The organism is Mycobacterium paraffinicum (assembly GCF_001907675.1).
GTDB classification, from domain to species: domain Bacteria; phylum Actinomycetota; class Actinomycetes; order Mycobacteriales; family Mycobacteriaceae; genus Mycobacterium; species Mycobacterium paraffinicum_A.
Genome location: NZ_MPNT01000022.1, coordinates 24,965 through 51,068, shown reverse-complemented (window position 1 = coordinate 51,068; position 26,104 = coordinate 24,965). Strand labels below are relative to the sequence as shown.

Annotated in this window: 21 protein-coding genes and 1 pseudogene; 16 read left to right on the top strand and 6 right to left on the bottom strand. The window is 70.3% G+C overall.

Annotated elements, in window-relative coordinates; all coding sequences use genetic code 11:
• Positions 1-27: 27 nt before the first annotated feature.
• Positions 28-510: a nuclear transport factor 2 family protein gene (locus tag BRW65_RS21115; RefSeq protein ID WP_073877931.1), complete on the bottom strand. Its 483-nt coding sequence runs from the start codon at positions 508-510 to the stop codon at positions 28-30.
• 107 nt (positions 511-617) lie between these two features.
• Here BRW65_RS21115 and BRW65_RS21110 point away from each other — a divergent pair, with 107 nt between their 5' ends.
• The 4 genes from BRW65_RS21110 to BRW65_RS21095 all read left to right on the top strand — a co-directional run bounded on the left by BRW65_RS21110 (position 618) and on the right by BRW65_RS21095 (position 8,974).
• Positions 618-1,814 (top strand): acyl-CoA dehydrogenase family protein, encoded by a 1,197-nt coding sequence (locus BRW65_RS21110; protein ID WP_073877929.1) that lies wholly within the window; start codon positions 618-620, stop codon positions 1,812-1,814.
• Positions 1,815-1,823: 9 nt separating this feature from the next.
• On the top strand, positions 1,824-2,732 hold the full coding sequence (gene bphC, locus BRW65_RS21105; protein ID WP_073877927.1) for a biphenyl-2,3-diol 1,2-dioxygenase: 909 nt from the start codon (positions 1,824-1,826) through the stop codon (positions 2,730-2,732).
• Positions 2,729-4,195 carry an FAD-dependent oxidoreductase gene (locus tag BRW65_RS21100; RefSeq protein WP_073877925.1) on the top strand — a complete coding sequence of 489 codons (1,467 nt, stop codon included), beginning with the start codon at positions 2,729-2,731 and terminating at the stop codon, positions 4,193-4,195. Before bphC ends, BRW65_RS21100 begins: the two co-directional genes overlap by 4 nt.
• Before the next feature lie 291 nt (positions 4,196-4,486).
• Positions 4,487-8,974 (top strand): cation-translocating P-type ATPase, encoded by a 4,488-nt coding sequence (locus BRW65_RS21095; protein ID WP_073877923.1) that lies wholly within the window; start codon positions 4,487-4,489, stop codon positions 8,972-8,974.
• Here BRW65_RS21095 and BRW65_RS21090 read toward each other — a convergent pair.
• Positions 8,958-9,278: a ferredoxin gene (locus BRW65_RS21090; RefSeq protein ID WP_073877921.1), complete on the bottom strand. Its 321-nt coding sequence runs from the start codon at positions 9,276-9,278 to the stop codon at positions 8,958-8,960. The genes BRW65_RS21095 and BRW65_RS21090 overlap by 17 nt on opposite strands.
• Positions 9,275-10,417 carry a Rieske 2Fe-2S domain-containing protein gene (locus tag BRW65_RS21085; RefSeq protein WP_073877919.1) on the bottom strand — a complete coding sequence of 381 codons (1,143 nt, stop codon included), beginning with the start codon at positions 10,415-10,417 and terminating at the stop codon, positions 9,275-9,277. The genes BRW65_RS21090 and BRW65_RS21085 overlap by 4 nt, the downstream gene beginning before the upstream one ends.
• Before the next feature lie 90 nt (positions 10,418-10,507).
• Here BRW65_RS21085 and BRW65_RS21080 point away from each other — a divergent pair, with 90 nt between their 5' ends.
• Positions 10,508-12,220 (top strand): 3-ketosteroid-delta-1-dehydrogenase, encoded by a 1,713-nt coding sequence (locus BRW65_RS21080; RefSeq protein WP_073877917.1) that lies wholly within the window; start codon positions 10,508-10,510, stop codon positions 12,218-12,220.
• Positions 12,221-12,233: 13 nt separating this feature from the next.
• Here the strand turns inward: BRW65_RS21080 and BRW65_RS21075 are convergent, their stop codons facing one another.
• Positions 12,234-13,034 (bottom strand): hypothetical protein, encoded by an 801-nt coding sequence (locus BRW65_RS21075; RefSeq protein WP_073878010.1) that lies wholly within the window; start codon positions 13,032-13,034, stop codon positions 12,234-12,236.
• 161 nt (positions 13,035-13,195) lie between these two features.
• Here BRW65_RS21075 and BRW65_RS21070 point away from each other — a divergent pair, with 161 nt between their 5' ends.
• Positions 13,196-14,320, top strand: coding sequence for an FAD-dependent oxidoreductase (locus BRW65_RS21070; protein WP_073878008.1), 1,125 nt, complete (start codon positions 13,196-13,198; stop codon positions 14,318-14,320).
• A gap of 12 nt (positions 14,321-14,332) precedes the next feature.
• Here BRW65_RS21070 and BRW65_RS21065 read toward each other — a convergent pair whose 3' ends face one another.
• Together BRW65_RS21065 and BRW65_RS32695 are read right to left on the bottom strand one after the other, a co-directional pair.
• Positions 14,333-15,784: a multicopper oxidase family protein gene (locus BRW65_RS21065; protein WP_073877915.1), complete on the bottom strand. Its 1,452-nt coding sequence runs from the start codon at positions 15,782-15,784 to the stop codon at positions 14,333-14,335.
• Between the two features lies 1 nt (position 15,785).
• Positions 15,786-16,520 carry an ArsR family transcriptional regulator gene (locus tag BRW65_RS32695; RefSeq protein WP_279627689.1) on the bottom strand — a complete coding sequence of 245 codons (735 nt, stop codon included), beginning with the start codon at positions 16,518-16,520 and terminating at the stop codon, positions 15,786-15,788.
• Positions 16,521-16,584: 64 nt separating this feature from the next.
• On the opposite strand from BRW65_RS32695, the gene BRW65_RS21055 reads away from it, so the two are divergent.
• From BRW65_RS21055 to BRW65_RS21005, 10 genes and pseudogenes are all read left to right on the top strand, one after another.
• Complete coding sequence (locus BRW65_RS21055; protein WP_073877913.1) at positions 16,585-17,832, top strand: APC family permease; 1,248 nt, start codon at positions 16,585-16,587, stop codon at positions 17,830-17,832.
• A 38-nt stretch (positions 17,833-17,870) separates the two neighbouring features.
• On the top strand, positions 17,871-18,197 hold the full coding sequence (locus BRW65_RS21050; RefSeq protein ID WP_073877911.1) for an ArsR/SmtB family transcription factor: 327 nt from the start codon (positions 17,871-17,873) through the stop codon (positions 18,195-18,197).
• Positions 18,194-19,659: pseudogene (gene arsB / locus BRW65_RS21045) on the top strand (ACR3 family arsenite efflux transporter). Before BRW65_RS21050 ends, arsB begins: the two are co-directional and overlap by 4 nt.
• 25 nt (positions 19,660-19,684) lie before the next feature.
• Positions 19,685-20,101, top strand: a complete 417-nt coding sequence (locus BRW65_RS21035) for an ArsI/CadI family heavy metal resistance metalloenzyme (RefSeq protein WP_073877905.1) — start codon at positions 19,685-19,687, stop codon at positions 20,099-20,101.
• Positions 20,102-20,149: 48 nt separating this feature from the next.
• Positions 20,150-20,647, top strand: a complete 498-nt coding sequence (locus BRW65_RS21030) for a flavin reductase family protein (RefSeq protein WP_073877903.1) — start codon at positions 20,150-20,152, stop codon at positions 20,645-20,647.
• 2 nt (positions 20,648-20,649) lie between these two features.
• Positions 20,650-21,333 (top strand): pyrimidine reductase family protein, encoded by a 684-nt coding sequence (locus BRW65_RS21025; RefSeq protein WP_073877901.1) that lies wholly within the window; start codon positions 20,650-20,652, stop codon positions 21,331-21,333.
• A gap of 144 nt (positions 21,334-21,477) precedes the next feature.
• Positions 21,478-21,819 carry a hypothetical protein gene (locus BRW65_RS21020; RefSeq protein ID WP_073877899.1) on the top strand — a complete coding sequence of 114 codons (342 nt, stop codon included), beginning with the start codon at positions 21,478-21,480 and terminating at the stop codon, positions 21,817-21,819.
• Between the two features lie 101 nt (positions 21,820-21,920).
• The gene (locus BRW65_RS21015; protein ID WP_073877897.1) at positions 21,921-23,690 is read left to right on the top strand and encodes a serine/threonine protein kinase PknE; all 1,770 of its coding nucleotides are present in this window, start codon (positions 21,921-21,923) and stop codon (positions 23,688-23,690) included.
• A gap of 6 nt (positions 23,691-23,696) precedes the next feature.
• The gene (locus BRW65_RS21010; protein ID WP_073877895.1) at positions 23,697-24,521 is read left to right on the top strand and encodes a DUF1707 SHOCT-like domain-containing protein; all 825 of its coding nucleotides are present in this window, start codon (positions 23,697-23,699) and stop codon (positions 24,519-24,521) included.
• 86 nt (positions 24,522-24,607) lie between these two features.
• Positions 24,608-26,101, top strand: coding sequence for a serine/threonine-protein kinase (locus BRW65_RS21005; RefSeq protein ID WP_073877893.1), 1,494 nt, complete (start codon positions 24,608-24,610; stop codon positions 26,099-26,101).
• Positions 26,102-26,104 lie beyond the last annotated feature (3 nt).

Sequence of the window (26,104 nt, the reverse complement as noted above, 5' to 3'; positions counted from 1 at the left end):
CGCCATCCGGATCTAGCGGTCGCGCCGTCAAGGCAGGTCAGAGCCCGACAGGCCCGCGGCCAGCAGCGCGTGGGCGTCGGGATTGCCGTCCAGAATCCGGCTGGTGCGCGCACCGATCCGCCATTGTCCGCCGACTCGGTGGAGGACGAAATGATTTGCGGTGCAACGCCATACGCGATAGCCGTCGCCGTCGCGGATCAGCACGAGGGACTCACACAGCGCCACCGCCGAATCGCCGGAGACGGTGACGACGCACGGCCCCAGAAAGTGACAGCACCCCTTGGCCACCAGCTTCTGGTGGGCCGACGAGTCGACCATGGCGTGCACGGCGGCCCGGCCCTCCATGCGCCAGCCGTCGACGTCGTAGCTGCCGTCGCTCGCCCAGAGTCCCGCGGTGGCCTCGGCATTGCCGGCATCCACCGCCGGGCCGTACGACGCGATCAGCCGCGCGATGTCCCGCTCATCCTCCAGGCGGCGCAGCCGTGCGGACAGCTCGTCGATCTCACTCATGGTCGTCCTCCTCTTGCCCACCGCGCGGCGAGTTCACCCCGATCACCTTCTGGTCCGGCACCGACTGCGGTACACCTTTAGTACGCCAGGAACAAAAGGACAACAGCATGAGCGAGCGGGTTCCAAACCGGGTAATCGACCGGGTCATTGAACTAGGCGACCAGCTGCGCGAGCAGGCCGCCGAGGCCGAGCGGATCGGCCGGCTCACCGACGACAGCGTGAAGCTGATGAAGGGGGCGGGCCTGATCCGGATGCTGCAGACCAAGCAGTACCAAGGGTTCGAGGTCCACCCCCGCGAGTTCGCCGAAACGACGATGGCGACCGCGGCGCTGGACCCCGCCGCCGGCTGGATCGTCGGCGTGGTCGGCGTGCACCCCTACCAGTTGGCCTACGCGGACCCGAAGGTCGCGGCCGAGATCTGGGCCGACGACGTCGACACCTGGATGGCCTCGCCGTACGCGCCGCAGGGGGTGGCCAAGCCGGTCGACGGTGGCTACATCTTCAACGGCCGCTGGCAGTTCAGCTCGGGCACCGACCACTGCGACTGGATCATCCTGGGCGCGATGCTGGGCGACGACAAGGGCATCCCGATCATGCCGCCGCAGATGCTGCACATGATCCTGCCGCGCAAGGACTACGAGATCGTCGAGGACTCGTGGAACGTGGTGGGGCTGCGCGGAACCGGCTCCAAGGACGTCATCGTCACCGATGCGTTCGTCCCGTCCTACCGCACGATGGACGCGACGAAGGTGATGGACGGCACCGCCCAGCGGGAGGCCGGCATGACCGAACCGCTGTATCTGATGCCGTGGTCGACGATGTTCCCGCTGGGCATCTCGGCGGCCACGATCGGCATCGCCGAGGGGGCCCTGGCCGCGCACCTGGACTACCAACGCGAACGCGTGGGCGCCACCGGAACCGCCATCAAGGACGACCCCTACGTCATGTTCGCGATCGGCGAGGCGGCCGCCGACATCAACGCCGCCCGCCAGGAGCTGCTGGCCAACGCCGACCGCATCTACGACATGGTCGCCGCGGGCAAGGAGGTGTCGTTCGCCGACCGCGCGGCGGGTCGGCGCACCCAGATCCGCGCGGTGTGGCGCGCGGTCTCGGCGGTCGACGAGATCTTCGCCCGCTCGGGCGGCAACGCGGCCCGCATGGACAAGCCGCTGCAACGGTATTGGCGCGACGTGCACGTCGGCCAGCTGCACGCCATCCACATGCCGGGCACCACCTATCACGCGTCGGCGCTGAGTTCGTTGGGTATCGATCCTCCCGATGGCCCCCTGCGGGCTTTGATCTAGGAGAGCACGTTGACCGACCTGAAAAGCCTTGGCTACATCACCATTTCGACCAACGACATCGACCGCTGGCGGCAATTCGCCTTCGGGGTCCTGGGTTTCGCCGAAGGTAAGGGTCCCGACCCGGAGGCGCTGTACCTGCGGATGGACGAACGCGCCGCCCGGCTCATCGTGGTGCCCGGTGAGACCGACCGGGTGCTGACGGTCGGCTGGGAGGTGCGTGACCGCCCGGCGCTGCAGCGGGTCAAGGCGACCCTGGACGCCGCGGGCACCCCGTTCAAGCAACTGTCCACCGACGAGGCCGAGGCCCGCCGGGTGGAAGAGGTCATCACGTTCGAAGACCCGGCCGGCACCACGCTCGAGGTCTTCCACGGTGCGGTGCTCGACCACAGCCCGGTCGTCACCCCGTTCGGCGCGAAATTCGTCACCGGCGACCAGGGCATGGGCCACGTCGTGATACCGGCGACGGACCCGGGCGGGCTGTTCGACTTCTACACCGAGGTGCTGGGCTTCCGCTCCCGCGGCGCGTTCCGCGTGCCCTTGCCGAAAGAGTTTGGGCCCGTGCGGGTTCGCTTCCTGGGCATCAACGAAAGGCACCACAGCCTGGCGATCGTGCCGGCCGCACATCAGCGCGACCCGCGTCTGGTGCACATCATGGTGGAGGTCGACAGCCTGGACGCCGTCGGGCAGGCGCTGGACCGCGTGACCGCCGAGGGCTTCCAGTTGTCGTCCACGCTGGGCCGCCACACCAATGACAAGATGGTGTCGTTCTACGTGCGCGCTCCCGGCGACTGGGACATCGAGTTCGGCACCGACGGCATGCGGGTCGACGAAACCTACTACACGGCAGAGGAAATCACCGCCGACAGTTACTGGGGTCACCAGTGGATCGGCGAAATGCCCGCGGCCATGCGGTTATGACGCCCGACACCGACGTCACGCCGATCCCCGCCGCGTCGATCACGTCATGGGACGACGAGGCCGACGTCGTGATCGCCGGTTACGGGGTGGCGGGCGCCGCCGCGGCGGTGGAGGCGGCGCGCTCCGGCGCCGACGTGCTGGTGACCGAACGCACCGGCTCGTGGGGCGGGGCGGCGGCGATGGCCGGCGGGTTCATCTACCTCGGCGGCGGCACGCCCCTGCAAAAGGCTTGTGGCTTCGATGATTCCGTCGACAACATGGCGGCGTTCCTCAACATCGCGATGGGGCCCGGCGCCGACCCGGACCGCATCGCCGACTACTGCGCCGGCAGCGTGGCCCACTTCGAGTGGCTCGTCGGCTGCGGCGTTCCGTTCAAGGCGGAGTTCTTCTCCGAGCCCGGCTGGGAGCCGATGGGCGACCAGGGCCTGATGTACAGCGGCGGCGAAAACGCCTACCCCTTCAACACGATCGCCTCCCCCGCCCCGCGCGGGCACGTCCCGCAGATGTCGAACAAGAAGCAGGGCGAAGCCAGCGCGGGCTACATGCTGATGAAGCCGCTCGTCGAGACCGCCACCGCCGCCGGCGCACGCGCGCTCTACGACGTGCGGGTGCAGCGCCTGATCGTGGAAGCCGACGGCCGGGTGGTCGGGATTCGCGCGCGCCAGTACGGCAATGACATCGCGGTCCGGGCCCGCAAGGGCGTGGTGCTCGCGACGGGCAGCTTCGCCTACAACGACGCGATGGTGGCGAGGTACGCCCCGCGGATCGCCGGGCGCCCGGCCGCCTCCATCGAGCAGCACGACGGGCAGGCGATCCGCATGGCCCAGGCGCTGGGCGCCGATTTGGCGCACATGGACGCCACCGAGGTGGCGTTCTTCATCGACCCTCAGCAGCTGGTGCGCGGCATCCTGGTCAACGGTCGCGGCCAGCGCTACGTCGCCGAGGACACCTACCCCGGCCGCATCGGCCAGCTCACGCTCTACCAGCAGGACAACATCGCGTTCCTGATCATCGACGACGATGCCCAGCAAGAAGCAATGGCGTCGTGGTCCCCGAAATTCATGCTGCGCCCGGCGACCTGGGTGGCCGACGCCGTCGCCGACCTCGAACGCGACATGGGCCTGGCGCCGGGATCGCTGCAGGCGACCGTCGCCGCCTACAACGAGGGCGCCGCCCGCGGCGAGGACCCGCTGCTGCACAAGAAGCCGGAGTGGTTGAAGCCCATCGGTTCCCCGGTCGGCGCCATCGACCTGCGGGAGAACACCGGCGGGTTCACCCTGGGCGGCCTGGCCACCACGCTGGACGCCGAGGTGCTCCACGTCAGCGGAGAACCCATCCCCGGTCTCTTCGCCGCCGGGCGCTGCACCGCCGGGCTGGCCGCGTGGGGTTACGCCAGCGGCATCTCGCTCGGTGACGGCAGCTTCTACGGCCGCCGCGCGGGCCGGTCCGCGGCCAAGGGCTAGTGGGCGGCGCTGCCTGCGGCCGTAACGCCAGGCCGGGGCGGGCGTAACCCCAACGGCCCATTCGGCTTTGCTCAATGTAAGAATTTGGCTTGCCAAACATTTTGATCGATGCTCCCTAACAGCTCCGATCAGTTTTTACATGATCGTTACGCGGGGACGCCTCAGGTTGCTGGCCCCGTTCCCGCGGGGTAGGTTGGTCGGGTTTGCAGCCGCGGCCAACGACGATCAGCGGCCTCCTCTCGCGAATAACCGCGAAGCAACCATTCGTCTTGTGTTTGAAAGGGGTTGCGCGTGCGACAGCTTTCGCCGCTGCGGGTCATCTCGACGGGGCTCGGGGCCGCCGCGGGACTCGGCGACGCGGCCGCCAAGTTGGCCGCCGCCGGCCTTGATGTCGCCACGCTGCCCGTCCGCGTGGGCGCAAAGGTGCTCTCGGGTGAGGTTTCCCGCTCCACGCTGAGCCGGCGGTGCGGGCGCGGCGATGGCCGCCTGTGGATCGAGGTGCGCGGCGTCGACGGCATGAGCGGGGTGGCGCGTGGCCGCGCCGTCGTCGCCGCACTGCAGGCGCAGCCCGGCGTCACGCGGGTCAGCCTGAACCGTCCGTTGTCGCGAGCCGTTGTCGAGATCGACGACGACGCGGCATCGCTCGACGACCTCTGCTCGGTGCTCGACGACCTCGAAAAGGATTACGGGACAAGCGACTCGACGCGGCCTGACAGCCTGCCGGGCGACGGGCTGCTGTTGGTCACCCGCGGCGCGATGCTCGCCGTCAACGCCGCCGGGTTCGCGGTCGCGGTCGCCGGCCGGGCGTTGCGGTTGCCGGCTGCCCCGATCGCCGTCGAGGCCGTGTCGGCGATCGCGAATCACCAACCGTGGCTGCGTCGCGCACTCGAGGGCGGGATCGGCCCCGGCGCCACGGACACCGCATTGTCGGTGTTCAGCACCGCCGCGCATGTCGTCACGTTGTCACCGGCGAAGCTGTCCGTCGACCTGGCGATGCAAGGCTTCAAGGCCGCCGAGTCCCGGGCCGCCGCGCGGGCATGGGCCCGCTACGAGCCGGAATTGGCCCGGCATGCCGACGAATCGGAACTGCACCACTTGCCGCGCGCGGTTCCCGCCCCGGCCGGCCCGATCGAACGTCATGGGAAGCGCGTGGCGTGGGCCCAGCTGATCGGTGTCGGCCTGACGGGGGCGCTCACCCGCAACGTCACCATGGCGTCGAACGCCGCGCTGGCGACCTCGCCGAAGGCGATGCGCACCACGCACGAGGCGTTCGCCACCACCCTCGGGCGCGGCCTGGCCGACCGGCACGCGGTGCTACCGCTGCGGCCCGAAAGCCTGCGACGGCTCGACAAGGTCGATGCGGTGCTGATCGATCCCCGCGTGCTGTGCGACGCCCAGATGCGGGTGGTTCGCGTCCGCGGCGCTCGCGACGCAGACCTGCAGCAGGTCTGGACCCGCGCCCAAGAACTGCTCGACGAAGGCCCGACCCCGGGCTGGCACCGCATTCCCGTGGGCGCCACCGACGAAGCGGACGGCGGCGATGCCGTCGAGGCGCTCATCGCCCCGGCCCCCCATCCGCTCGCGTCGGCTCTGATCACCCGGGCGCGCGACTCCGGTGCGCGCCTGGTGTGCATCGACACCGAGCTGCTCGGTGACCTGCGTCCCGCGTTCGACGACGTCCACCCGGCCGGCGACGGCGACATCGACCGCGCGCTTGCAGACGCGGTGTCCGCGCTGCAGCGGGACGGCCACACCGTCGCGGCGCTGTCCTCCTCCGGCGCGCAGGCCCTTTCGGGCGCCGACGTGGCGCTGGGCATCAGGCCGGGCGCCGATGCCCCGCCGCCCTGGAACGCGGACCTGGTCCTCGACGACCTGGCCGGAGCGTGGCGGGTGCTGCATGCGCTACCGGCGGCCAGGAGGGCGAGCCAGCAGGGCATCGCGATCTCGGCGGGCGCCTCGGCGCTGGGCGCGTTGTTCATGGTGCCCGGGGTGCGCAGATTGCGCGGGCCGGGCCCGGTGACCATCGGCGCCGTCGCGGGCCTGCTGTCGGGATACCTGTTGGCGCTCGGCACGATTCGCACCCCCGTGCCCCGGCCGGCGCCGGCATTCGAGTGGCACGCGATGTCGGCCGAGCGGGTCCACGAGGTGCTGGCGTCGCTGCGCGACCCCGACGAGCCCGACGCACCGGAATCCGGACACGACGGCGCGGGGTTCCCCGCCGCGGCGTGGGAATTCGCCAGGGCGGCCTTCGCCGAGCTCACCGGCGACCCGCTGACACCGCTGCTCGGGTTGTGTTCGGCGGCCACCGCGGTGCTGGGGTCACCGGCCGACGCGATACTGGTCGGCGCGGTGTTGACCGGGAACGCGCTGCTGTCGACGGCCCAACAGCTTCGGGCCGAGAACCGGCTGAACCGCCTGCTGGCCCAGCAGACCCCGCCGGCGCGCTTGGTCGCGGACGGGCCGGAAGCGGTGCGCGGCTACCGCGAAGTCGTCGTCGAGCAGCTGCGCCCCGGCGATGTGATCGAGGTGCGCAGCGACGAGGTGGTGCCCGCCGACGCTCGGGTGATCGAGGCGCACGACCTCGAGGTCGACGAATCGTCGCTGACCGGTGAGTCCCTGTCGGTGCAGAAGCAGGTCGAGGCCACGCCCGGAGCGGAACTGGCCGAGCGCCGCTGCATGATCTACGCCGGGACCACCGTGGTGGCGGGCACCGCGGTCGCGGTGGTGACCGCCGTCGGGGCCGATACCCAGACGCGTCGCGCGGCCGAACTGGCGTCCGGTGACCTGCCGACCGTCGGGCTGCACCATCAACTCAGCCAGCTGATGAGCCGCGCCTTCCCGTTCAGCGCGGGCGGCGGCATCCTGGTCGGCGGGCTCGGCTTGCTCCGCGCCGGCGGCCTGCGCCAGGCCCTCGGCAGCGCCATCGCGGTCGCCGTGGCGGCCGTCCCCGAGGGCATGCCCCTGATGGCCACCCTCGCCCAATCCGCGTCGGCGCAGCGGCTGGGCGAATGCGGGGCGCTGGTGCGGGTGCCACGCGCGGCGGAGGCCCTTGGCCGCGTCGAGGTGGTCTGCTTCGACAAGACCGGGACGCTGAGCGAGAACCGGCTGCGAGTCGCCGAGGTGCAGCCGGTGGCCGAGCATTCCCGCGAGGACGTCCTGCGGTGTGCCGCCCAGGCCGCGCCGGCGGACGACGGCAACCCGCATGTCCACGCCACCGACGAAGCCATCATCAAGGCGGCGGAGGCGGTAGCGGGTTCCGGTTCACGGTCCGAACCCGACACCCATCTGCCGTTCCGCTCCGGCAGGGCCTTCTCGGCCTCGGTGACGGGGACGCAGCTGACCGTCAAGGGCGCGCCGGAAGTGGTCTTGGCGGCGTGCGGGGAAGTCGGCGCGGAGGTGGACGACGCGGTCGCCGCCCTGACGACCGCGGGACTGCGCACGATCGCGGTGGCGCAACGCCGCCTGACCGCGGCGCAGGCGCGGTCGCTACGGAAAGACCCCGACGGCATCACCGAGCTCTGCGCCACGGGGTTGACGCTGACCGGGTTCCTGGGTCTCTCGGACACGCCGCGGCCCCAGGCGCCACAGTTGCTGGCCGACCTGGCCGACCGGGGCGTGGGCATCCGGCTGATCACCGGCGACCATCCCGTCACCGCCACCGCCATCGCCCGCGAGCTCGGGGTGTCGGTGAGCGCCGACCAGGTGATCACCGGGTCCGAGTGGAACGGGCTGTCCCGGCAGGATCAGCAGCGCGCGGCGTCCGAGCGGGTGATCTTCGCCCGGATGTCCCCGGAGAACAAGGTGCAGGTCGTCCAGACCCTCGAGCGCGCCGGGCGGGTGTGCGCCATGGTGGGCGACGGCGCCAACGACGCCGCCGCGATCCGGGCCGCGAGCGTCGGCGTCGGTGTGGTGGCGCGCGGCAGCGACTCCGCCCACACCACCGCCGACCTGGTCCTGACCGACGGCCGGATCGAGACGCTGGTGGCCGCCATCGACGAGGGACGCCGGCTGTGGCGCGGCGTCCAGGCGGCCGTGGCCGGCCTGCTCGGCGGCAACGCCGGCGAGGTGATCTTCTCGGTCATCGGCACCGCGATCACCGGGATCTCGCCGCTGAACACCCGGCAGTTGCTGCTGATCAACATGCTCACCGACGCGTTGCCCGCGACCGCGGTCGCCGTCAGCACGCCCGCGGGGCCGGTGCAACGGGTGGGGCACGGCATCGACGAGCGCGCGCTCATGCGAACCGTGGTAGCGCGCGGGGCGCTCACCGCCACCGCGGCCACCACGGCCTGGCTGATGGCCTCGGTGACCGGGCTACCGCAGCGAGCCTCCACCGTCGCGCTGATCTCGTTGGTCTCCGTCGAGCTGGGCCAGACCGTGGTCGACTCCCACGCGCCCCTGGTGCTGCTCACCGCCGCCGGCTCCTTCGCCGCGTTCACGGCGATGATCACCACTCCGGGGATCAGCCAACTCCTGGGCTGCACGCCGGTCGGCCCGGTGGGCTGGGCGCAGGGGCTGGGCACCGCCACAGCCGCCGTCCTCGCCGTCGCCGCCGCCAACCGGTTGCGGTCGGGCCGCAGGGACGGACAGTCACCACCCACCGATGACCCGGAACCCGACGAGCCCGCCGAGTCCGCCGCACAACCGCCGCAGCACAGCGGATCCCGGGCGCCGCACACGGCGGTGCTGACGGCCCCGGCGAAGGCCGCGCGCGCGTTGAAATTGGTGGACCGACACCAGCACCGGGTTTCGGCAGAGGTGGTCAGCGACCGCCCGTGAGCCCGGGGGCGTCCGCCACCGCCTCCTCCACGATCGACAACGCGCCCGCTCGCACCGCGTCCAGGATCGACTCGCTCAGCGCCGAGCACACCAGGAACACACCCCGGCCGGCGTGCGCGGAGATCTCGCGCGCCTCGGCGAACTCGACGCACCGGGCCGTCGCGTCGGCGTTCCACTGCACGCTGGTCTGGTTCCAGCTGCTCTTGCGCGCCAGCACCCGCGCGCCGCAGTCGCGGCACGCCACGGGCACCATGGGCATCTGGTCGAGCCGGTTGTCCGCCCTGACGGACGAATCCAACGTCATAGCGCCGGCCCGGCGGCCGGCTGGGCCGCCATGTTGTCTTCGACCTCTTTCATCCACGCCTCGTATGGCCGGGTGGTGTCGAGCTCAAATTCAAAGCGGTCCACCATGTCTGGCGTCACGTCGGCGGCATCGACGTAGAACTGCTGGTACCAGCGACGGAGCTGGTAGACCGGGCCGTCCTCCTCGACCAGCAGCGGATTGTCGATGCGCGCCTTGTGCCGCCAGATCTGCACGTCCTGTTCGAACCCCAGCTTGATGTAGTCGCCGAGTTTGATCGCGGTCTGGATCGCCTGGTCGGCGGGCATCGCCTCCGACTTCTTCACGATGATGCCGTATTGCAGCACAAAGGAATTCGCGTCGATCGGGTAATGGCAATTGATCAGGATCGATTTGGCGTCACCGGTCCGGTAGTGGTAGGTCAGGTCGTCGATCATGAAAGACGGGCCGTAGTAGGACGCGACCGAGGTCGTGCCGAGCATCTCGGCGCCCACCGTGCCGCCGAGGTCGGGTCGGCCCTCCCCGTTCATGTACTGCGTCGCCACGTGGCCTTCGAAGATGTTCTTGAAATAGGTCGGCAGCGAGCCGTGGATGTAGAAGAAGTGCGCCATGTCCACGACGTTGTCGATGATCTCGCGGCAATTGCTGCCCACCACCGTGGTGTACCAGTGCCAGTCGGTCCAGTCGTCGCTCGTCGCGCCCTCGATGCGCGGGATGGTGACCTCGGGCGGCGGCGGATTGCCCTCGGGGTCGTTCCACAGGAACAACATGCCGTCCTGTTGCAGGGTGGTCCAGGCCCGCGTGCGGGCAAGCCGGGGGGTGCGCCGCGCGTAGGGCACCTGCTTGCATCGGCCGTCGCCGCCCCAACGCCAGTCGTGGAACGGGCAGGCGATCTCGTCGCCCTTGACCTCGCCCTGCGACAGGTCACCGCCCATGTGCCGGCAGTAACCGTCGAGCACGCTGATGTTGCCGTCCTCGCCGCGGAAGGCGACGAGCTTTTGGCCGAAGGCGTTGATCGCGTGCGGCTTGCCGTCACCGAAGTCCCGAATCAGGCCCAGGCAGTGCCAGCCGCGGGCGAACCGGGACGGTGCGGGCTGGGCTTCGATGAGCCGAATTTCGTCGGCTTCCGACTGTGACGCCATAGGCATTGATTTAACTCCTGCGGCCCGCTTTGCGCGGCGGCTTGTTTCACCCTCTTCCTCTGCCACCCCGCCCGGCATACCGTTCTCACCGTGAGCCCGGACAGCGCGACCATCCCGGCGGGGCTTCCGGTCACCGATACGAGCGTCGACCTGCTGGTGATCGGCTCGGGTACCGGCATGGCCGCCGCGCTGGCCGCGCACGAGGGCGGGCTGTCGGTCCTGATGGTGGAGAAGTCGCGGTACGTGGGCGGGTCGACCGCCCGTTCCGGCGGTGCGCTCTGGCTACCCGCATGCCCCGTGCTGCGCGAGGCCGGCGCCGACGACACCGCCGAGCGCGCGGGCGCCTACCTGGACGCGGTGGTCGCCGGCTCGGCGCCCGGGCAACGCTCCGCGGCGTTCCTCGCGCACGTGTCCGACACGGTCGGGATGCTGCGCCGCACTACGCCGCTGCGCCTGTTCTGGGCCCGCGACTACTCCGACTACCACCCCGAGGAGCCGGGCGGCAGCGCCGCGGGTCGCACCTGCGAATGCCACCCGCTGAACACCTCGATCCTCGGCGAATACCGCACGCGGTTGCGGCCCAGCATCCTGGAGGCCGCCGTGTCGATACCGACGACCGGCGCCGACTACCGCTGGATGAATCTGGTCGCACGGGTACCGCGCCGCGGCGTCCCGACGTTCGCCAAGCGGGTGGCGCAGGGGCTCGGCGGGCGGCTGCTGGGCCGCCGCTACGCGGCGGGCGGCCAGGGGCTGACGGCCGGCATGTTCGCCGGCGTGCTGCGCGCCGGCATCCCGGTCTGGACCGACACCACACTGCTGCGCCTCACCGGCGACCCCGACCGCGTGACCGGCGCGGTCGTCGCCCACCGGGGCCGCGAGGTGACGATCGCGGCGCGGCGCGGCGTGGTGCTGGCCACCGGAGGTTTCGACCACAGCATGGAGATGCGGTGGAAATTCCAGACCGAATCGCTGGGCGCCAACCTCAGCCTGGGCGCCGAGACCAACACCGGCGAGGGCATCCGCGCCGCGCAGGAGCTCGGGGCCGGGATCGATCTGATGGATCAGGCGTGGTGGTTCCCCGCCGTCGCGCCGCTGCCCGGCAAGCCGCCCGGGGTGATGCTGGCCGAACGGTCGCTGCCGGGCTGCCTGATCGTCGATCAGAACGGCCGCCGGTTCGCCAACGAGTCGTCGGACTACATGTCGTTCGGCCAACGACTACTGGGGCTGGAGCGGTCGGGCAGCCCGGTCGAGGCGATGTGGATCGTCTTCGACCAGCAGTACCGCAACAGCTACGTGTTCAGCGCCGAACTGTTTCCGCGCATGCGGATCCCGCGGTCCTGGTACGACGCGGGCATCGCGGCGCGCGCCGACGACTTCGCCGAGCTGGCCGCGCGCATCGGTGTCCCGCCCGCGGAGTTCGTCGCGACGATGACCCGGTTCAACGAAAACGCTTCGGCCGGGCAGGATTCCGACTTCGGCCGGGGCCGCAGCGCCTACGACCGGTACTACGGCGACCCCACCGTCGCGCCGAACCCCAACCTGCGCCCGCTGCGGCGCGGCCCGTTCTATGCGGTCAAGATGGTGCTCAGCGACCTGGGCACCTGCGGTGGGCTGACGGCCGACGAACGCGCGCGGGTGCTGCGCGAGGACGGGACCGCGATCCGGGGGCTGTACGCGATCGGCAATGCCGCCGCCAACGCGTTCGGCACCACCTACCCCGGCGCGGGCGCCACGATCGCGCAGGGGCTGGTGTACGGCTACATCGCGGCCCGCGACGCGCTCGCGACCGAGTCGCCCGCGTGAAATTCCCGACCGATCACCTGATCGTCAACCCGCGCTTGCGCACCCACAGCACCGCGGCGGCGGTGCCGACGACCCAGACGGCCACGGCGATCGCCAGGTGCACGAAGCTCTTGGTGTCGCGCCCGAACACCGGCCAGATCATCGCGGGCACCTTCGTCCACAGCACCTTTTGCTCAACCCCGTTCATCGGGTCGGCGACGTAGTACAGCGCGTACGGCAGGGTCAGGACCGCCAGCCAGCTGCTAATGCGGCGCCGGTCGCCGCGTTGGCGCCAGCGCCGGATCAGCGGCTCGACGCTGACGGGGTGCAGCACCGAGACCAGGTTGCCCACCCCCAGCCAGGACACGATAGGCACCGCGACCGTGGGAATCGTGATCCCCAGCCGCCCCGGCGTCTCCAACCACAACGTCAACACCATCGCCGCCAGCAAGGTGGGCAGCCCGACGATGGCAAGCAGGGCGAGGTTTTTGATCAGCAGGATCCGCCAGAACGGCACGCCGCCGGACAGGCCCGCCAGCACGCGGTAATGGTCTGCGCCGAACAGGTTGGTGGTGGTGACGTCGGCCAGCACCCACGACGAGAAGTACGTGCCGACCAGGATCACCCAATCGGTGTGGTGGCGGCCGGTCGTCAGCGGCTGCACCAGCAGCCACGCCGCGGCGAAGATCACGTTGGCGACCACACCCATCAACCAGGTGCGGGGCGCGGTGAACGCCCACCGGACTTCCGCGAGCACGGCCGCCCCGAGGGACGGCTTTTCGAAGTCCCTGGCGGCCCGCCGGGCGGCGTCCGGGCGGGCAGCCGACGCGCGCACGGCCGCGTGCAGGGCGGCACGCGCGCGGGGGTGCATCGACCGCTGCAGTTCCGCGACGCGGTCGATGCGATCGCTGTGGGGCGAGGCGACCAAGGGACGTGCTCCTGGCAATCGATCGGTCAGTGGACGGGCCCGAATTCCATGCCAGGCAGGATAGCGACATGAACCGCAAGCGTGTCGTCATTGCCGGCCTCGGAGACGCCGGTGTGTTGGCCGCGATCCGGCTGTCCGCGCACGCCGACGTCGTCGGCATTTCCGTCAAGCCCGCGCTGGTCAGCGGTCAGGAACTCGGCGTTCGGCTGTCGCGTCCGGACGATTGGGCCCGCGACTACTGGATTCCGTTCGACAGGTTCCGGCGCCTGGACCGGGTGCGCACGGTGCAGGCCCGGTTGACCGGCCTGGACCTGGACGCCCGCGCCGTGCTGGGCAAACGCGCCGACGGCACGACACTCGCCGAGGAGTTTGACGCGCTGGTCATCTCGACCGGGGTCAGCAACGGCTTTTGGCGCCGGCCAACGCTGCAGTCGGCCGCCGAGGTCGGCGCGGAGCTGCGCGCGGCACACGGCCGGCTGGCGGCCGCCGACTCGGTCATCGTCGTGGGCGGCGGCGCGGCCGCGGTCAGCAGCGCGCTGAACCTGGCCACCACCTGGCCGGGCAAGCGGGTCGACCTGTACTTCCCCGGACCGCGCGCCCTGACCGAGTACCACCCACGAAGTTGGGACCGGATTCGGCGGCGACTCACCGGCCTGGGCGTGGGCATCCACCCGGGCCACCGTGCCGTGCTGCCCGACGGATTCACGGGCGACGAGATCACCGGCGAGCCGGTGCGCTGGAGCACCGGGCAAGCCCCGGCGTCGGCCGACGCCGTGCTGTGGGCGATCGGCCGGGTGCGGCCCAACACCGATTGGTTGCCGCCGGAGCTGCTCGACGAACGCGGGTTCGTGCGGGTGACGCCGGAGTTGCGGGTGCCCGGACAGCGCGGCGTATTCGCGGTGGGTGACGTCGCGGCGACCGATCCGCTGCGCAGCTCGGCCCGCAACCGCGGCGACGCGCTGGTGGCCCGCAACGTCCGGGCCGAGCTTGGTGGCGGCCGGCCGCGGAGCTACCGGGCGCCGGCGCGGCGGTGGGGTTCGCTGGTGGGGGTCCAACCGGACGGGCTGGAGGTTTTTCTGCCCACCGGTCACGCGTTCCGATTCCCGATGTGGTCGGTCGACAAAGTGGTGATGCCGTGGATCGTGCGGTGGGGCATGTATCGCGGTGTGCGGGAGAACAATCCGCTGGGGTAGGAAGCCGCCGCGTCAGGCGCTGTTGAGCAGCAGCATGAGCCCGTAGTCCATGTGGATCTGCTGGTGGCAATGCAGCAGCGACAGGCCGGGCTGATCGGCGACGAAGTCGACGTCCATGCTCTGGTAGCCGCCCAGCATCGCGACGTCCTTGCGGACGCCGGCCGTTGGCGTGCCGGCGAATTGGGTGATTTCGAAGGTGTGCCGGTGCAGGTGCATCGGGTGCAGGTCGTCGCTCGCGTTGCGGAAGCGCAGCCGGTAATGCTCGCCCCGCCGCACGTCGAGCACCGGCCGGTTATCGTCCATCGAAAACGGTGCGCCGTTGAAGGTCCAGACGTTGAACCCGTTGTCGGCGGCATTGCGCTTCTCGATCAGCAGCTCGACGGCGTGGTCGGGCGGCGGGACGGGCGCGGGGCGCGCGAACAGCCGATAGTCCCATCGGAACGGCGGCGGCGCCGTCCACCGTGGATCCCCGCCGCGGCCGGCGTATTCGACGACCGTCCCCATGCCGTGGCCCCGGTCGTCGTCGGACAGGTCGCCCAGCACCCAGACCCCCGGATTCGTCATGTCGACCAGCGCCGAGACGCGTTCACCGGCGCCGAGCCACAGCACGGGCACCTGGGCTGGATTGGGTACCGGGTTGCCGTCCAGCGCGGTGACGGTGAAGGTGTGCCCGGGCAGCGCCAGGCTGCGGGTCTCGGTGGCGCTGCCGTTCAGCACGTGCAGCAGCACCCTCTCGCCGGTTCGCACGCGGATCGGATCGCCGTGGCCGAGCATGCGGCCGTTCACGGCGAAAGCCCCGTAACTCACCTCGAAGCCGCGCGGGTCGCCGCGGCCAAGCGAGGCCGCCATCGCCGATTCGCCCCGCTCCCGCAGTTCCGGCTCCTGCCCGCCGGGCAGGAAATCACTGGCCATGTCGCCACCGCGGTTGAACGAGGGCTCGAACTCCTTGAGCGTCAAGAAGATTTCTTGGTCGTAGCCGCCGGTGTTCTGCCGGGGCTCGATGTAGACCGGGCCGACCAGTCCGGTGTATTGGCCGCGGGACAGGTCGGAGCGCGGCACCACGTGCGTGTGATAGAAGCGAAACCCCGCCGGGCCGGGAACGAAGGAGACCCGCCGCATGCCGTGCGCGGGCACGTAGGGCGTTCCCTCCTCGGCCGCGCCGTCGACGTCGACGCCCAGCCGCTGACCGTGCCAGTGCAACTGCTCGGGGGAATCGGTGTCGTTGAAGACGTCCACCGTTGTCGGATGGCCCTCCTTGAATCGCAGCAGCGGTCCGGGAAACTGCCCGTTGTAGGTCAGCGTCGACACGACGCGGCCGGGCGCCAATTCGACTGCGCCCGTGCCGATTCGCAACGTGTAATCGGCCTTTCCACCGGGCGGTGCGGGGCGCGCGCACGCTCCCCCGCTCGCGGCGAGCGCGGCCAGGCCGCCCCATTTGAAGAAGTCACGCCGATCCAGCGCCACGTCATCGTCCCCGCGGGTGGGCGTCGAGGACGGGCAGCAGGAAGTCGATGCGGTCGTCCAATTCGCTTGCCACCCGCCCGAATTCGGGATACCCAGCTCCCGACGGGTCGGGCAGGCTCCAGTGCGTCGTGGTGGTGACGCCGTGTTCGCGCGCGTACTCGCGCACCCTGTCGCACAGCGTGATCACGTAGTCGAAGCGGCGCCGCGCCACCGCGGTCAACGGCTGCGGCCGCTGCGCATCGAGGTCGATCCCGTACCGCTCGCGCATGATCCGGATCGCGTTGCGGTGCAGGTGCGGTTTGGGATGGCTGCCTGCGCTGGCGGCCCGGATGCGGCCATGCCCCCGTCGCCGAAGCAACGCCTCCGCCATGGGCGAGCGCGCGCTGTTACCCGAACACAAGAACAGCACCGAGCGCACCGTCGGTTTGGTGGCGGGGGCCGGCGCCAGCGCCGGATGCAACGCGGCGGCCGCCTCGCGGAACGCCCCGGCGCACCCGGTCAGGTTCAGCCGGTAGTAGGTGTCGCGGCCATCGAAACTGCTGCGCCGCGCGTCGACGAGGCCGGCCGAGCGCAGCAGCCGCAAATGGTACGAGATCAGATTTTGCGGCTCGTCCACGGCGGCGGCCAATTCCCGCACCCGCAGATCGCTGCCCGCCAGTTCGGTCAGCAGCGCCCAGCGCACCGGGTGCGACGCCATCCGCATCAGCGACGGAACCGCCGTCTTGCCTGCCGCCACTTCGCAGACGATACATCAAACTCATTTGATAGGTTGGCCACTGCGCAGCGGGTGAGGAGACCGAGTGGCCGACAGCAACACCGGCGAGCTTCGCCGAAGCCTGGGCTTGTTCGACGCGGTGACGATCGGATTGGGCTCGATGGTCGGCGCGGGGATTTTCGCCGCGCTCGGCCCGGCGGCGCGCGCCGCGGGTTCCGGGCTGCTGCTGGGCCTGGCGGTGGCCGCGGTGGTGGCCTACTGCAACGCCACCTCGTCCGCGCGCCTGGCCGCCCGCTATCCCGCCTCCGGCGGTACCTACGTGTACGGCCGTGAGCGGCTGGGCGAATTCTGGGGATACCTCGCGGGTTGGGGCTTCGTCGTCGGAAAGACCGCCTCGTGCGCAGCGATGGCCCTGACCATCGGCGCCTACGCGTGGCCGTCGCACGCGCACCCGGTGGCCGTTGCCGCGGTGGTGGGACTGACCGCGGTGAACTACGCCGGCGTGCGGAAGTCGGCGTGGCTCACCCGCGTCATCGTCTCGCTGGTCTTGGCCGTGCTGGCCGCGGTGGTCGTCGCCGCGTTCGCGTCGGGAGCCGCCGGCGCCGAACCCCTTCGTCCGGCGGGGACCACCCTTGGCGGCGTGGTCCAGGCCGCGGGGTTGTTGTTCTTCGCCTTCGCCGGCTACGCGCGCATCGCCACCCTGGGCGAGGAGGTGCGCGACCCGGCGCGCACCATCCCGCGCGCGATACCGATCGCGCTCGCCATCGCGCTGGCCGTCTACGCGCTGGTGGCCGTGGCCGCGCTGGCGGTGCTCGGGCCGCGACGGCTCGGTGAGGCGACGGCGCCGCTCGTCGACACGGTGCGGGCCGCCGGGACGGGCTGGCTCGTTCCCGTCGTCCAGGTGGGCGCGGCCGTCGCGGCGCTGGGCTCGCTGCTGGCGCTGATCCTGGGCGTCTCGCGGACCACGCTGGCCATGGCCCGGGACCACCACCTGCCCCACGCTCTTTCCGCCGTGCACCCGCGCTTCGGGGTCCCCCACCGCGCCGAATTGCTGATCGGCCTCGTGGTGGCGATCCTGGCCGCGACCGCCGACCTGCGCGACGCGATAGGGTTCTCCTCCTTTGCCGTGCTGATCTATTACGCCGTGGCCAACGCGTCGGCGTTCACCCTGGGGCGTGACGAGGGCCGCCCACACCCGGCGATCCCGTCGATCGGGCTGATGGGATGCGTGCTCCTCGCGTTCGCGATGCCCCTGTCGTCGGTGGCATCCGGCCTGGCGGTGCTCGCTCTCGGCGTCGCCGCCTACGCGATTCGGCGTGCCCGCGCGAAATAGCAGTGGCGCGCTGATTCGATAAGTGTTTATATAGAAGGATGTCGAAACAACAGCGGGAGTGCTGCCCGACCCTGGGGACGGCCGCCATGGCCGAGCCCCAGGCGGCCGAGTTGGCGGCGATGTTCAAGGCACTGGGCGACCCGGTGCGCCTGCGGTTGTTGAGCCTGATCGCCAGCCACCCCGGTGGCGAGGCCTGCGTGTGCGAGATTTCGGCCACCTTCGACCTGTCCCAGCCGACGATTTCCCATCACCTCAAGCTGCTGCGCTCGGCCGGGCTGCTGGACTGCGAGCGGCGCGGCACCTGGGTGTACTACTGGGTGATTCCCGCCGCGCTGCAGCAACTTTCGTCGGTCTTGAGGCCATGACGGGCACCCAGACGGCGGCCCCGACCCGCCTCCCAACCATGGACCGGTATCTGCCGGTCTGGATCGGCGCGGCGATGGCCACCGGCCTGGCGTTGGGGCGAATCGTTCCCGGGCTGGGATCGGCGCTGGGCGCCGTTGCGGTGCAAGGGGTTTCACTGCCGATCGCGATCGGCCTGTTGGTCATGATGTACCCGGTGCTGGCCAAGGTTCGCTATGACCGGCTCGACGAAGTCACCACCGACCGCAAGCTCATGGTCTCCTCGGTGTTGCTCAACTGGGTGGTCGGACCGGCGGTGATGTTCGCGTTGGCCTGGTCGCTGCTGCCCGACCTGCCGGAGTACCGCACCGGCCTGATCATCGTCGGACTGGCCCGCTGCATCGCGATGGTCATCATCTGGAACGACCTGGCCTGCGGGGATCGTGAGGCCGCGGCCGTGCTGGTCGCCTTGAATTCGCTGTTCCAGGTGGTGATGTTCGCAGCGCTGGGCTGGTTCTACCTGTCGGTGCTGCCCGGGTGGCTGGGCCTGCCCCAAACCGGGATCGACGTCTCCCCATGGCAGATCGCCAAGGCGGTGCTCGTCTTCCTCGGGATCCCGCTGCTGGCCGGATATTCGTCGCGCCGGCTGGGGGAACGGATCCGGGGCCGCGACTGGTATGAGTCGCGGTTCCTTCCCCGCATCGGGCCGTGGGCGCTCTACGGGTTGTTGTTCACCATCGTGATTCTCTTCGCCCTGCAGGGCCACCAGATCACCTCCAGGCCGTGGGACGTGGCCCGCATCGCGATCCCGCTGCTGGCCTACTTCACGATCATGTGGGCGGGCGGCTATGCCCTGGGGCTCGCGCTGCGCCTCGGCTACGCCCGCACCGCCACCCTCGCGTTCACCGCCGCCGGCAACAACTTCGAGCTGGCCATCGCGGTGGCCGTCGCGACCTACGGTGTCACGTCGGGGCAGGCCCTGGCCGGGGTAGTCGGCCCCTTGATCGAGGTGCCGGTGCTGGTCGGCCTGGTCTACGTTTCGCTCGCGCTGCGTTCACGGGTGTTTCGTCGATGACCGGCCGACCCAGCGTTCTCTTCGTCTGCGTGCATAACGCCGGACGCTCGCAAATGGCCGCGGCGCTGCTGAGCCGGATGGCGCAGGGCCGCATCGAAGTCCGTTCCGCGGGAACGCAACCCGCCGACGAGGTCAACCCCGTCGCCGTCGACGCCATGGCCGAACGGGGCATCGACATCACCGCGGCGAGCCCGAAAGTCCTCACGGGCGAAGACGTTCAGACCAGCGACGTGGTGATCACCATGGGCTGCGGCGACACCTGCCCCTACTTTCCCGGAGTGTCCTACCGCGACTGGAAAGTGCCCGACCCCGCAGGCCAGCCGCTGGCCACCGTGCGCGCGATCCGCGACGACATCGCCCGGCGCGTCGAGGCGCTGATCGCCGAACTCCTGCCCACCACAACCCCATAGCCGCACGGAAAAGGAAGGACACCCCATGTCTCGTGTGCAACTCGCCCTCAACGTCGACGACCTCGACGCGGCGATCGCGTTCTACTCCAAGCTGTTCAACGCCGAACCGGCCAAGGTCAAACCCGGCTACGCCAACTTCGCGATCGCCGAGCCACCGCTGAAGCTGGTGCTGCTCGAGAACCCCGGTCACGGTGGCAGCCTCAACCACCTCGGCGTGGAGGTCGCGGACAGCGACACCGTGCACGCCGAAATCGGGCGCCTGGCCGGGCAAGGGCTGGTGACCGAGGAGGAGCTCGACACCACCTGCTGCTTCGCCAACCAGGACAAGGTGTGGGTCACCGGCCCCGGTGGGGAGCGGTGGGAGGTCTACACCGTCGTCGCCGACTCCGACACGTTCGGTGGCACCGCCGACGAATCCGAAGCCGCCTGCTGCCAGGCCTAGCCGGACACCGCACGATTCCCGCGCGGGCCGAACGGGAAGACTGAGCGGATGGCCGACCCGGGGGAAGACGCGTTCGAAAAGCTGGTCGGGGTGCTCAACTACCCGATGTATGTCGTGACGACGCGGGCCGACGGCGTGGCGGCCGGCTGTCTGGTCGGGTTCGCCAGCCAGACCAGCATCCACCCACCCCGCTTCCTGGTCGGCCTGTCCTGCAAAAACCACACCCTCCGGGTCGCCAGCACGGCGACCCACCTGGCCGTGCACGTGTTCGACCGCGAACACCTCGACGTCGTGGAGCTGTTCGGCAGCCAGACCGGCGACACCGTCAACAAGTTCGACCGCTGCTCGTGGCACAGCGGCCCGGCAGAGATGCCCATCCTCGACGACGCGGCCGCCTGGTTCGTCGGCGAGATTCTCGAGCGCTTCTCGCTGGGCGACCACATCGGGCACCTGCTCGCGCCGGTGGACGGGCACCCGCCGGAAGAACTGGAAAGCTGGGTGTCCTTCGGCGACGTCCGCCACCTGGAACCCGGTCACGAGGCGTAGCCGTGACTCCCCGCGTGGGCACCGTCGCCGACATCACCGAACTCGCGTCGTTCTACGCCGACCCCCCGCGGGGGGTTCGGGTCAACATGATCTTCAGCGCCGACGGCGCCGCCGCGTTCGGCGGCCGGGCCGGTCCCCTGTCCTGCCCGACCGATCAGCAGCTGCTGAGGGCCCTGCGGGGCCTCGCCGACGTGGTCCTGGTGGGCGCGGGCACCGCCCGCGCCGAGAACTACGGGCCCGTCCGGCTCGCCGAGGCGGGCCCAACCCCACCGCCGCCGATCGCGGTGATCAGCCGCAGCGGCCGGCTGCCCGCCAGGCTGCTCAGCAACCCCGACCAGCCACCGATCGTGGTGACCTGCGCGCAGGCGACGGCGCGCGAGGATCCCGGCGACGGGCGGCGGGTGCTGGTGGCGGGCGAGGACTCCGTGGACGTGGCGCGCGCCGTCAAGCTGCTGCGCGAACGGGGCATGCACCGCATCCTGTGCGAAGGCGGCCCGACCGTGCTCGACGAACTCGTGGAGGCCGACGCCGTCGACGAGATCTGTGTGACGTTGGCTCCCAAACTCGCCGCGAGCCAACCGGTGGGCCGGCGCGTGAGCGCGTCGCCGCTGTCCGCACCGGTGGCGATGGGGCTCGCGCACGCCCTGGTTTGCGACGGCTACGTGTTCCTGCGATACCGCCGCTGATCCGCTCGACATGCAGCCGGGGAACGGCCTTCCTATGATTGGAAATGCCCGGTTGCATACCCCTATCGAATCGCCTGCGCGGCATGGTTTTCAGATCCTCGCCGTCCACTTTCTCGAGCCAGACAGAGGAGGACTATCGGCCAGGTGAGCAGCTCAAACGACGACCATGACTACCGCAATCTGGCGGTGAACCGGCTGCGGCCCAGCGAACTTCAGTGGGCGCTGAACCACGACGCCGTGCACGGGATCGCGTACGCCTTCAAGCATCCCGTCGCCGTCGCCGAGTCCCTGGACGATCCGGACGACGACAGAATGACCTACCTCATCCGCGTCAAGCGCGACGATCTGGCCAACGCGCTGGGCAAGATCAACGACTGGATCACCGAAAACCCCGGTCCCGCCGGGATGCAGGCCTTCGGATTCGTCCGCGCGCTGTCCCGCGAAGGGCTGACCGAACGCGCCGGGGGCGACGACGAACTCCGTTGATCGCGGCGCCCGGATTAGCTGGCTTTCGCTATTCGCCGTGCCCAGCGGCCTGCGAAACCTTAGCCTTATGCCTGCGCACGGTCGGTGACTGAGGAGTCGGGATGGGTGACACCACCGCGGATTCGCGGGAGGGTTCGCAGTTCGGGCCATATCTGCTGCGGCGGCTGATCGGTCGCGGCGGCATGGGTGATGTCTACGAGGCCGAGGACACGGTTCGGGAGCGCACGGTCGCGCTGAAGCTGATGTCGCAGACGTTGTCCAACGACCCCGTCTTCCGCTCCCGCATGCAGCGCGAGGCCCGCACCGCGGGCCGGTTGCAGGAACCGCACGTCGTGCCGATCCACGATTTCGGCGAGATCGACGGTCAGCTCTACGTCGACATGCGCCTGATCGACGGCAAGGACCTGGCCGGCATGCTGGGCCGGTACGGGCCGCTGTCCCCGCCGCGGGCCGTGGCCATCGTCCGCCAGATCGGCTCGGCGCTCGACGCCGCGCATGCCGCGGGGGTCCTGCATCGCGACGTGAAACCGGAGAACATCCTGGTGAGCGGCGACGACTTCGCGTACCTGGTCGATTTCGGCATCGCCAGCGCCACCGCGGACGAGAAGCTGACACAGATCGGCACCACCGTGGGCACGGTCAAGTACATGGCCCCGGAGCGGTTCAGCGACGCCGACGTCACCCATCGCGCCGACATCTACGCGCTGGCCTGCGTCTTGTACGAGTGCCTGACCGGATCGCCGCCGTACACCGGTGACCAGATCAGCGTGATGGGCGCCCACCTGCATCAGGCGGTCCCGAAGCCCAGCGCCGCGCGGCCCGGCATCCCGGTCGCCTTCGACGGGGTGATCGCCCGCGGCATGGCCAAGGATCCCGCGGACCGCTACGCCACCTGCGGTGACCTGTCGGCGGCCGCCTACGCGGCGCTCGCCGAACCCGACCAGGACCGGGCCACCGACATCCTGCAGCGCAGCCAGGTGGCGCGGATGCCGGCCGCATTCGCCGGCCAGCAGTCCGCCGGGCTCGCCCAGGCCGTCCCCGCGCACGCTCCCTCGTCCGGCCCGATGTGGGCGTCCCCGGCGCCCCAGCCGACGGGATGGGGCGGCGCCCCCACCTGGGCCCCCAGCACCGCCGGACCGATCGGGGCGCCCTGGGGTCAGCCGCCACGGCCGAGCAGAAAACCGTGGCTATGGGTCGGTGTTGTCGGGACCGCCCTGGCGACCATCGTGGGCGTCGTGCTCGCCGTCGTCCGGCCCTGGGAATCTCCGGTTCCGCCGGAGCCGACCAAGCCGCCGCCGCCGGCGGACGCCGTCGCGCTGCGGGTGCTCGACGACGGCGTGTTCGTGGGCAGCTCGGCCGCGTCGACGACCATCGACATCTTCAACGAGCCCATCTGTCCGCCCTGCGGCAGCTTCATCCGGTCGAATGCGGGCGACATCGACACCGCCGTGAACAACAAGAAGCTCGCGGTGCGCTATCACCTGCTCGACTTCCTCGACGACAAATCGCACAGCAAGAACTACTCGACCCGGGCGGTGGCGGCGTCGTACTGCGTCGCGGCGCAAAACGACGCCAAGACATACACCGCCTTCTATTCGGGGTTGTTCGCCAGCAACTTTCAGCCGGCCGAGGACGCCGCGGAAGACCGCACCGACGGCGAACTGGCCCAACTGGCCAAGAACGTCGGCGCCGACGCCGACGTGCTGACGTGCATCAAGTCGGGGGACGACGTCGGCACCGGCAAGGCGAAATCCGCGGCCGGCTACGCGACCCTGTCCGGTCTGGGCGCCAATTCGACACCGTTCGTCTGGGACGGCACCGCGTCGGTGAACTATTCGGACCCGACCTGGCTGACGAAGCTCATCGGGTAGCGGGCGATGATCGATGACATCCGGGCGAGCGACAACGACCGGAACCGGACCTGCGAGGCGCTCGACGCCGCGCTCGGTGACGGGCAGTTGTCGACCGAAGAGCACCGCCAGCGGGTAAGCGCCGCCACCAGGGCCACGACGCTGCGCGAGCTGCGGTCGCTGGTGGCCGACCTGCAGATCCACCCGGCCGCCGAGCGACCGCCGTCGTCGCCGTCCGGAATGCCGCGGCGCCGGGCCTGGGTGGCCGTCGCCATCGCTCTGGTCCTTATCGGCGGGGGCGTCGCCTGGGGACTGCAACGCGATACCCCTTCGGCCCCAGCGCCATCCGCCGCCCCCACGACGGCCCCCAGTAGTTCCGCGGCCACGACCACCACCCCGACAACCCCGCCGCCGCAGCTGCTGACGCTGAGCGGCGTGAGCGGGGTGCTGGCGCAGATGCGGACGCAGTTCGGCGACACCCTGGGCTACGAGCTGAACATCTACCAAGAGCAGGTGGTGGTCATGCGTCCGGACACGGCGAACCCCCAGAAGGTGGTGAGCTGGCTGGGCCGCGACGGCAATTGGGCCAGCGTCGGGCCCGAGAAGGCGGTGTCATCCCGCTTGGTGGTCGGTGACCTCAGCAAGTTCGACGTGCAGGCCGTCGTCGGCGTCGTGCAGCAGGCGCCCCAGACCCTGCACATCTACGACGCCAACCGGATCTTCCTGTCCATCCAGTCCCGCAAGGACGGTGGCCTGCACCTACAGATCAACGTCACCGACGGGGCCCTCAGCGGCACCATCGTGCTGGCCCCGGATGGCTCGATCACCCAGGTGGCTCCCCCGGCGCACTGATCGCGCCGGCCGACGTGCGCCGGGCCGATGTTGTACGTTTCTGCGGTGAGATCGGTGTGGGCTCACCCTTCGATGGGAGTCACTCGATGACCCAGGGCTCGCGGGTGGGGACGATGTTCGGCCCCTACCACCTCAAGCGGCTGCTCGGCCGCGGCGGAATGGGCGAGGTCTACGAGGCCGAGCACACCGTCAAACAGTGGACGGTGGCGCTCAAGCTGATGTCGCACACGTTCAGCGGAGATCCGGTGTTCCGCAAGCGAATGGAGCGCGAGGCGCGGATCACCGGCCGGTTGTTGGAGCCGCACGTCGTGCCGATCCACGACTACGGCGAGATCGACGGACAGCTGTACTTGGAGATGCGCCTCATCGAGGGCATCGACCTGGGCAGCCTGCTCGAGCGGGAGGGCCCACTGCCGGCGCCGCGGGCGGTGGCCATCATCCACCAGATCGCCTCGGCCCTCGATGCCGCGCACGCCGCCGGGGTGACCCACCGCGACGTCAAACCGCAGAACATCCTGATCACCGGCGACGATTTCGCCTATCTCGTCGACTTCGGGATCGCCAGCGCCAAGTCCGACGAGAAGCTCACCCAACTGGGCACCGCCGTCGGCACGCTCAAATATATGGCGCCCGAACGGTTTTCGAGCGAAGAGGTGACGCCGCGCGCCGACGTCTACGCGCTGGCCTGTGTGCTCTACGAATGCCTGACCGCGATCCCGCCGTATCCTGCCGACAGCACCGGAATGCTGGTCAGCGCCCACCTGATGCAACCCGTCCCCAAACCCAGCGAGCAAGGCGCGGGGGTGAGCCCGGCATTCGACGCGGTGATCGCCGGCGGCATGGCCAAAACTCCGATCGAGCGCTACCCCACCGCGGGCGCCCTGGCCGAGGCCGCGCACCGGGCGCTCAGCAGTCCGGAACGCCAACGCGCGGAAACGATTCTGCGCCAAAGCGAAATCGTGACCCCGGCGTCGGACGCTGCGGCCCGGCCGCCGAACCGCAACCGCTGGCCGATCGTGGCCGCCGCCGTGGCGGTCGTCGTGGCCCTCTGCGCCGTCGGCATCTGGCTTGCCCTCAAACCGTCCGGCCAGCGGCACGCCAAGTCGGCCGTCGCGAAAACCCCGCCGCCGTCGAGCATCGCCCCCAGCGACGACCAGGCGCGGCTGATCAGCCTGCTGCCGCCCGGCTACCTGGCGGGCACGTGCACGCCCGCCACCCCGGAGTCGGGCAGCATCTGGGTGCACGCGGTCGCGATGGTGACCTGCGGGCAGAACAGCCAGCCCGGCGGTCCCAGCCACGCCACCTACGGGCTGTTCGCGACGCCGAACAAACTGAAGAAGGCCTTCAACGACGACATCGCCAACGTCAGCCTGGTGAACTGTCCCGGCGAGGGACGGTCACCGGTCAGCTGGCACTACGACCAAACGCCCAACGACATGGCCGGGCTGATCGCCTGCGGCACCTACAACAACCACCCGAACGTGATCTGGACCAACGACGAGAAGCTGATGCTCAGCGACGTCTCCGGCGACCCCGCCACCGTCGAGGACCTGCACACCTGGTGGGACGCCTACGGCTGATCC

What these genes read in the sequence shown, in the direction of transcription:
- BRW65_RS21090 (WP_073877921.1), bottom strand. Translation starts at nt 9,278, where the DNA reads ATGACGTTGGATTCGTCCGTCAGGGCGGACAACCGGCTCGACCAGATG.
- BRW65_RS21070 (WP_073878008.1), top strand. Translation starts at nt 13,196, where the DNA reads ATGAACCGCAAGCGTGTCGTCATTGCCGGCCTCGGAGACGCCGGTGTG.
- BRW65_RS21030 (WP_073877903.1), top strand. Translation starts at nt 20,150, where the DNA reads ATGGCCGACCCGGGGGAAGACGCGTTCGAAAAGCTGGTCGGGGTGCTC.
- BRW65_RS21110 (WP_073877929.1), top strand. Translation starts at nt 618, where the DNA reads ATGAGCGAGCGGGTTCCAAACCGGGTAATCGACCGGGTCATTGAACTA.
- BRW65_RS21005 (WP_073877893.1), top strand. Translation starts at nt 24,608, where the DNA reads ATGACCCAGGGCTCGCGGGTGGGGACGATGTTCGGCCCCTACCACCTC.
- BRW65_RS21115 (WP_073877931.1), bottom strand. Translation starts at nt 510, where the DNA reads ATGAGTGAGATCGACGAGCTGTCCGCACGGCTGCGCCGCCTGGAGGAT.
- BRW65_RS21015 (WP_073877897.1), top strand. Translation starts at nt 21,921, where the DNA reads ATGGGTGACACCACCGCGGATTCGCGGGAGGGTTCGCAGTTCGGGCCA.
- BRW65_RS21085 (WP_073877919.1), bottom strand. Translation starts at nt 10,417, where the DNA reads ATGGCGTCACAGTCGGAAGCCGACGAAATTCGGCTCATCGAAGCCCAG.
- BRW65_RS21035 (WP_073877905.1), top strand. Translation starts at nt 19,685, where the DNA reads ATGTCTCGTGTGCAACTCGCCCTCAACGTCGACGACCTCGACGCGGCG.
- BRW65_RS21010 (WP_073877895.1), top strand. Translation starts at nt 23,697, where the DNA reads ATGATCGATGACATCCGGGCGAGCGACAACGACCGGAACCGGACCTGC.
- BRW65_RS21100 (WP_073877925.1), top strand. Translation starts at nt 2,729, where the DNA reads ATGACGCCCGACACCGACGTCACGCCGATCCCCGCCGCGTCGATCACG.
- BRW65_RS21050 (WP_073877911.1), top strand. Translation starts at nt 17,871, where the DNA reads ATGTCGAAACAACAGCGGGAGTGCTGCCCGACCCTGGGGACGGCCGCC.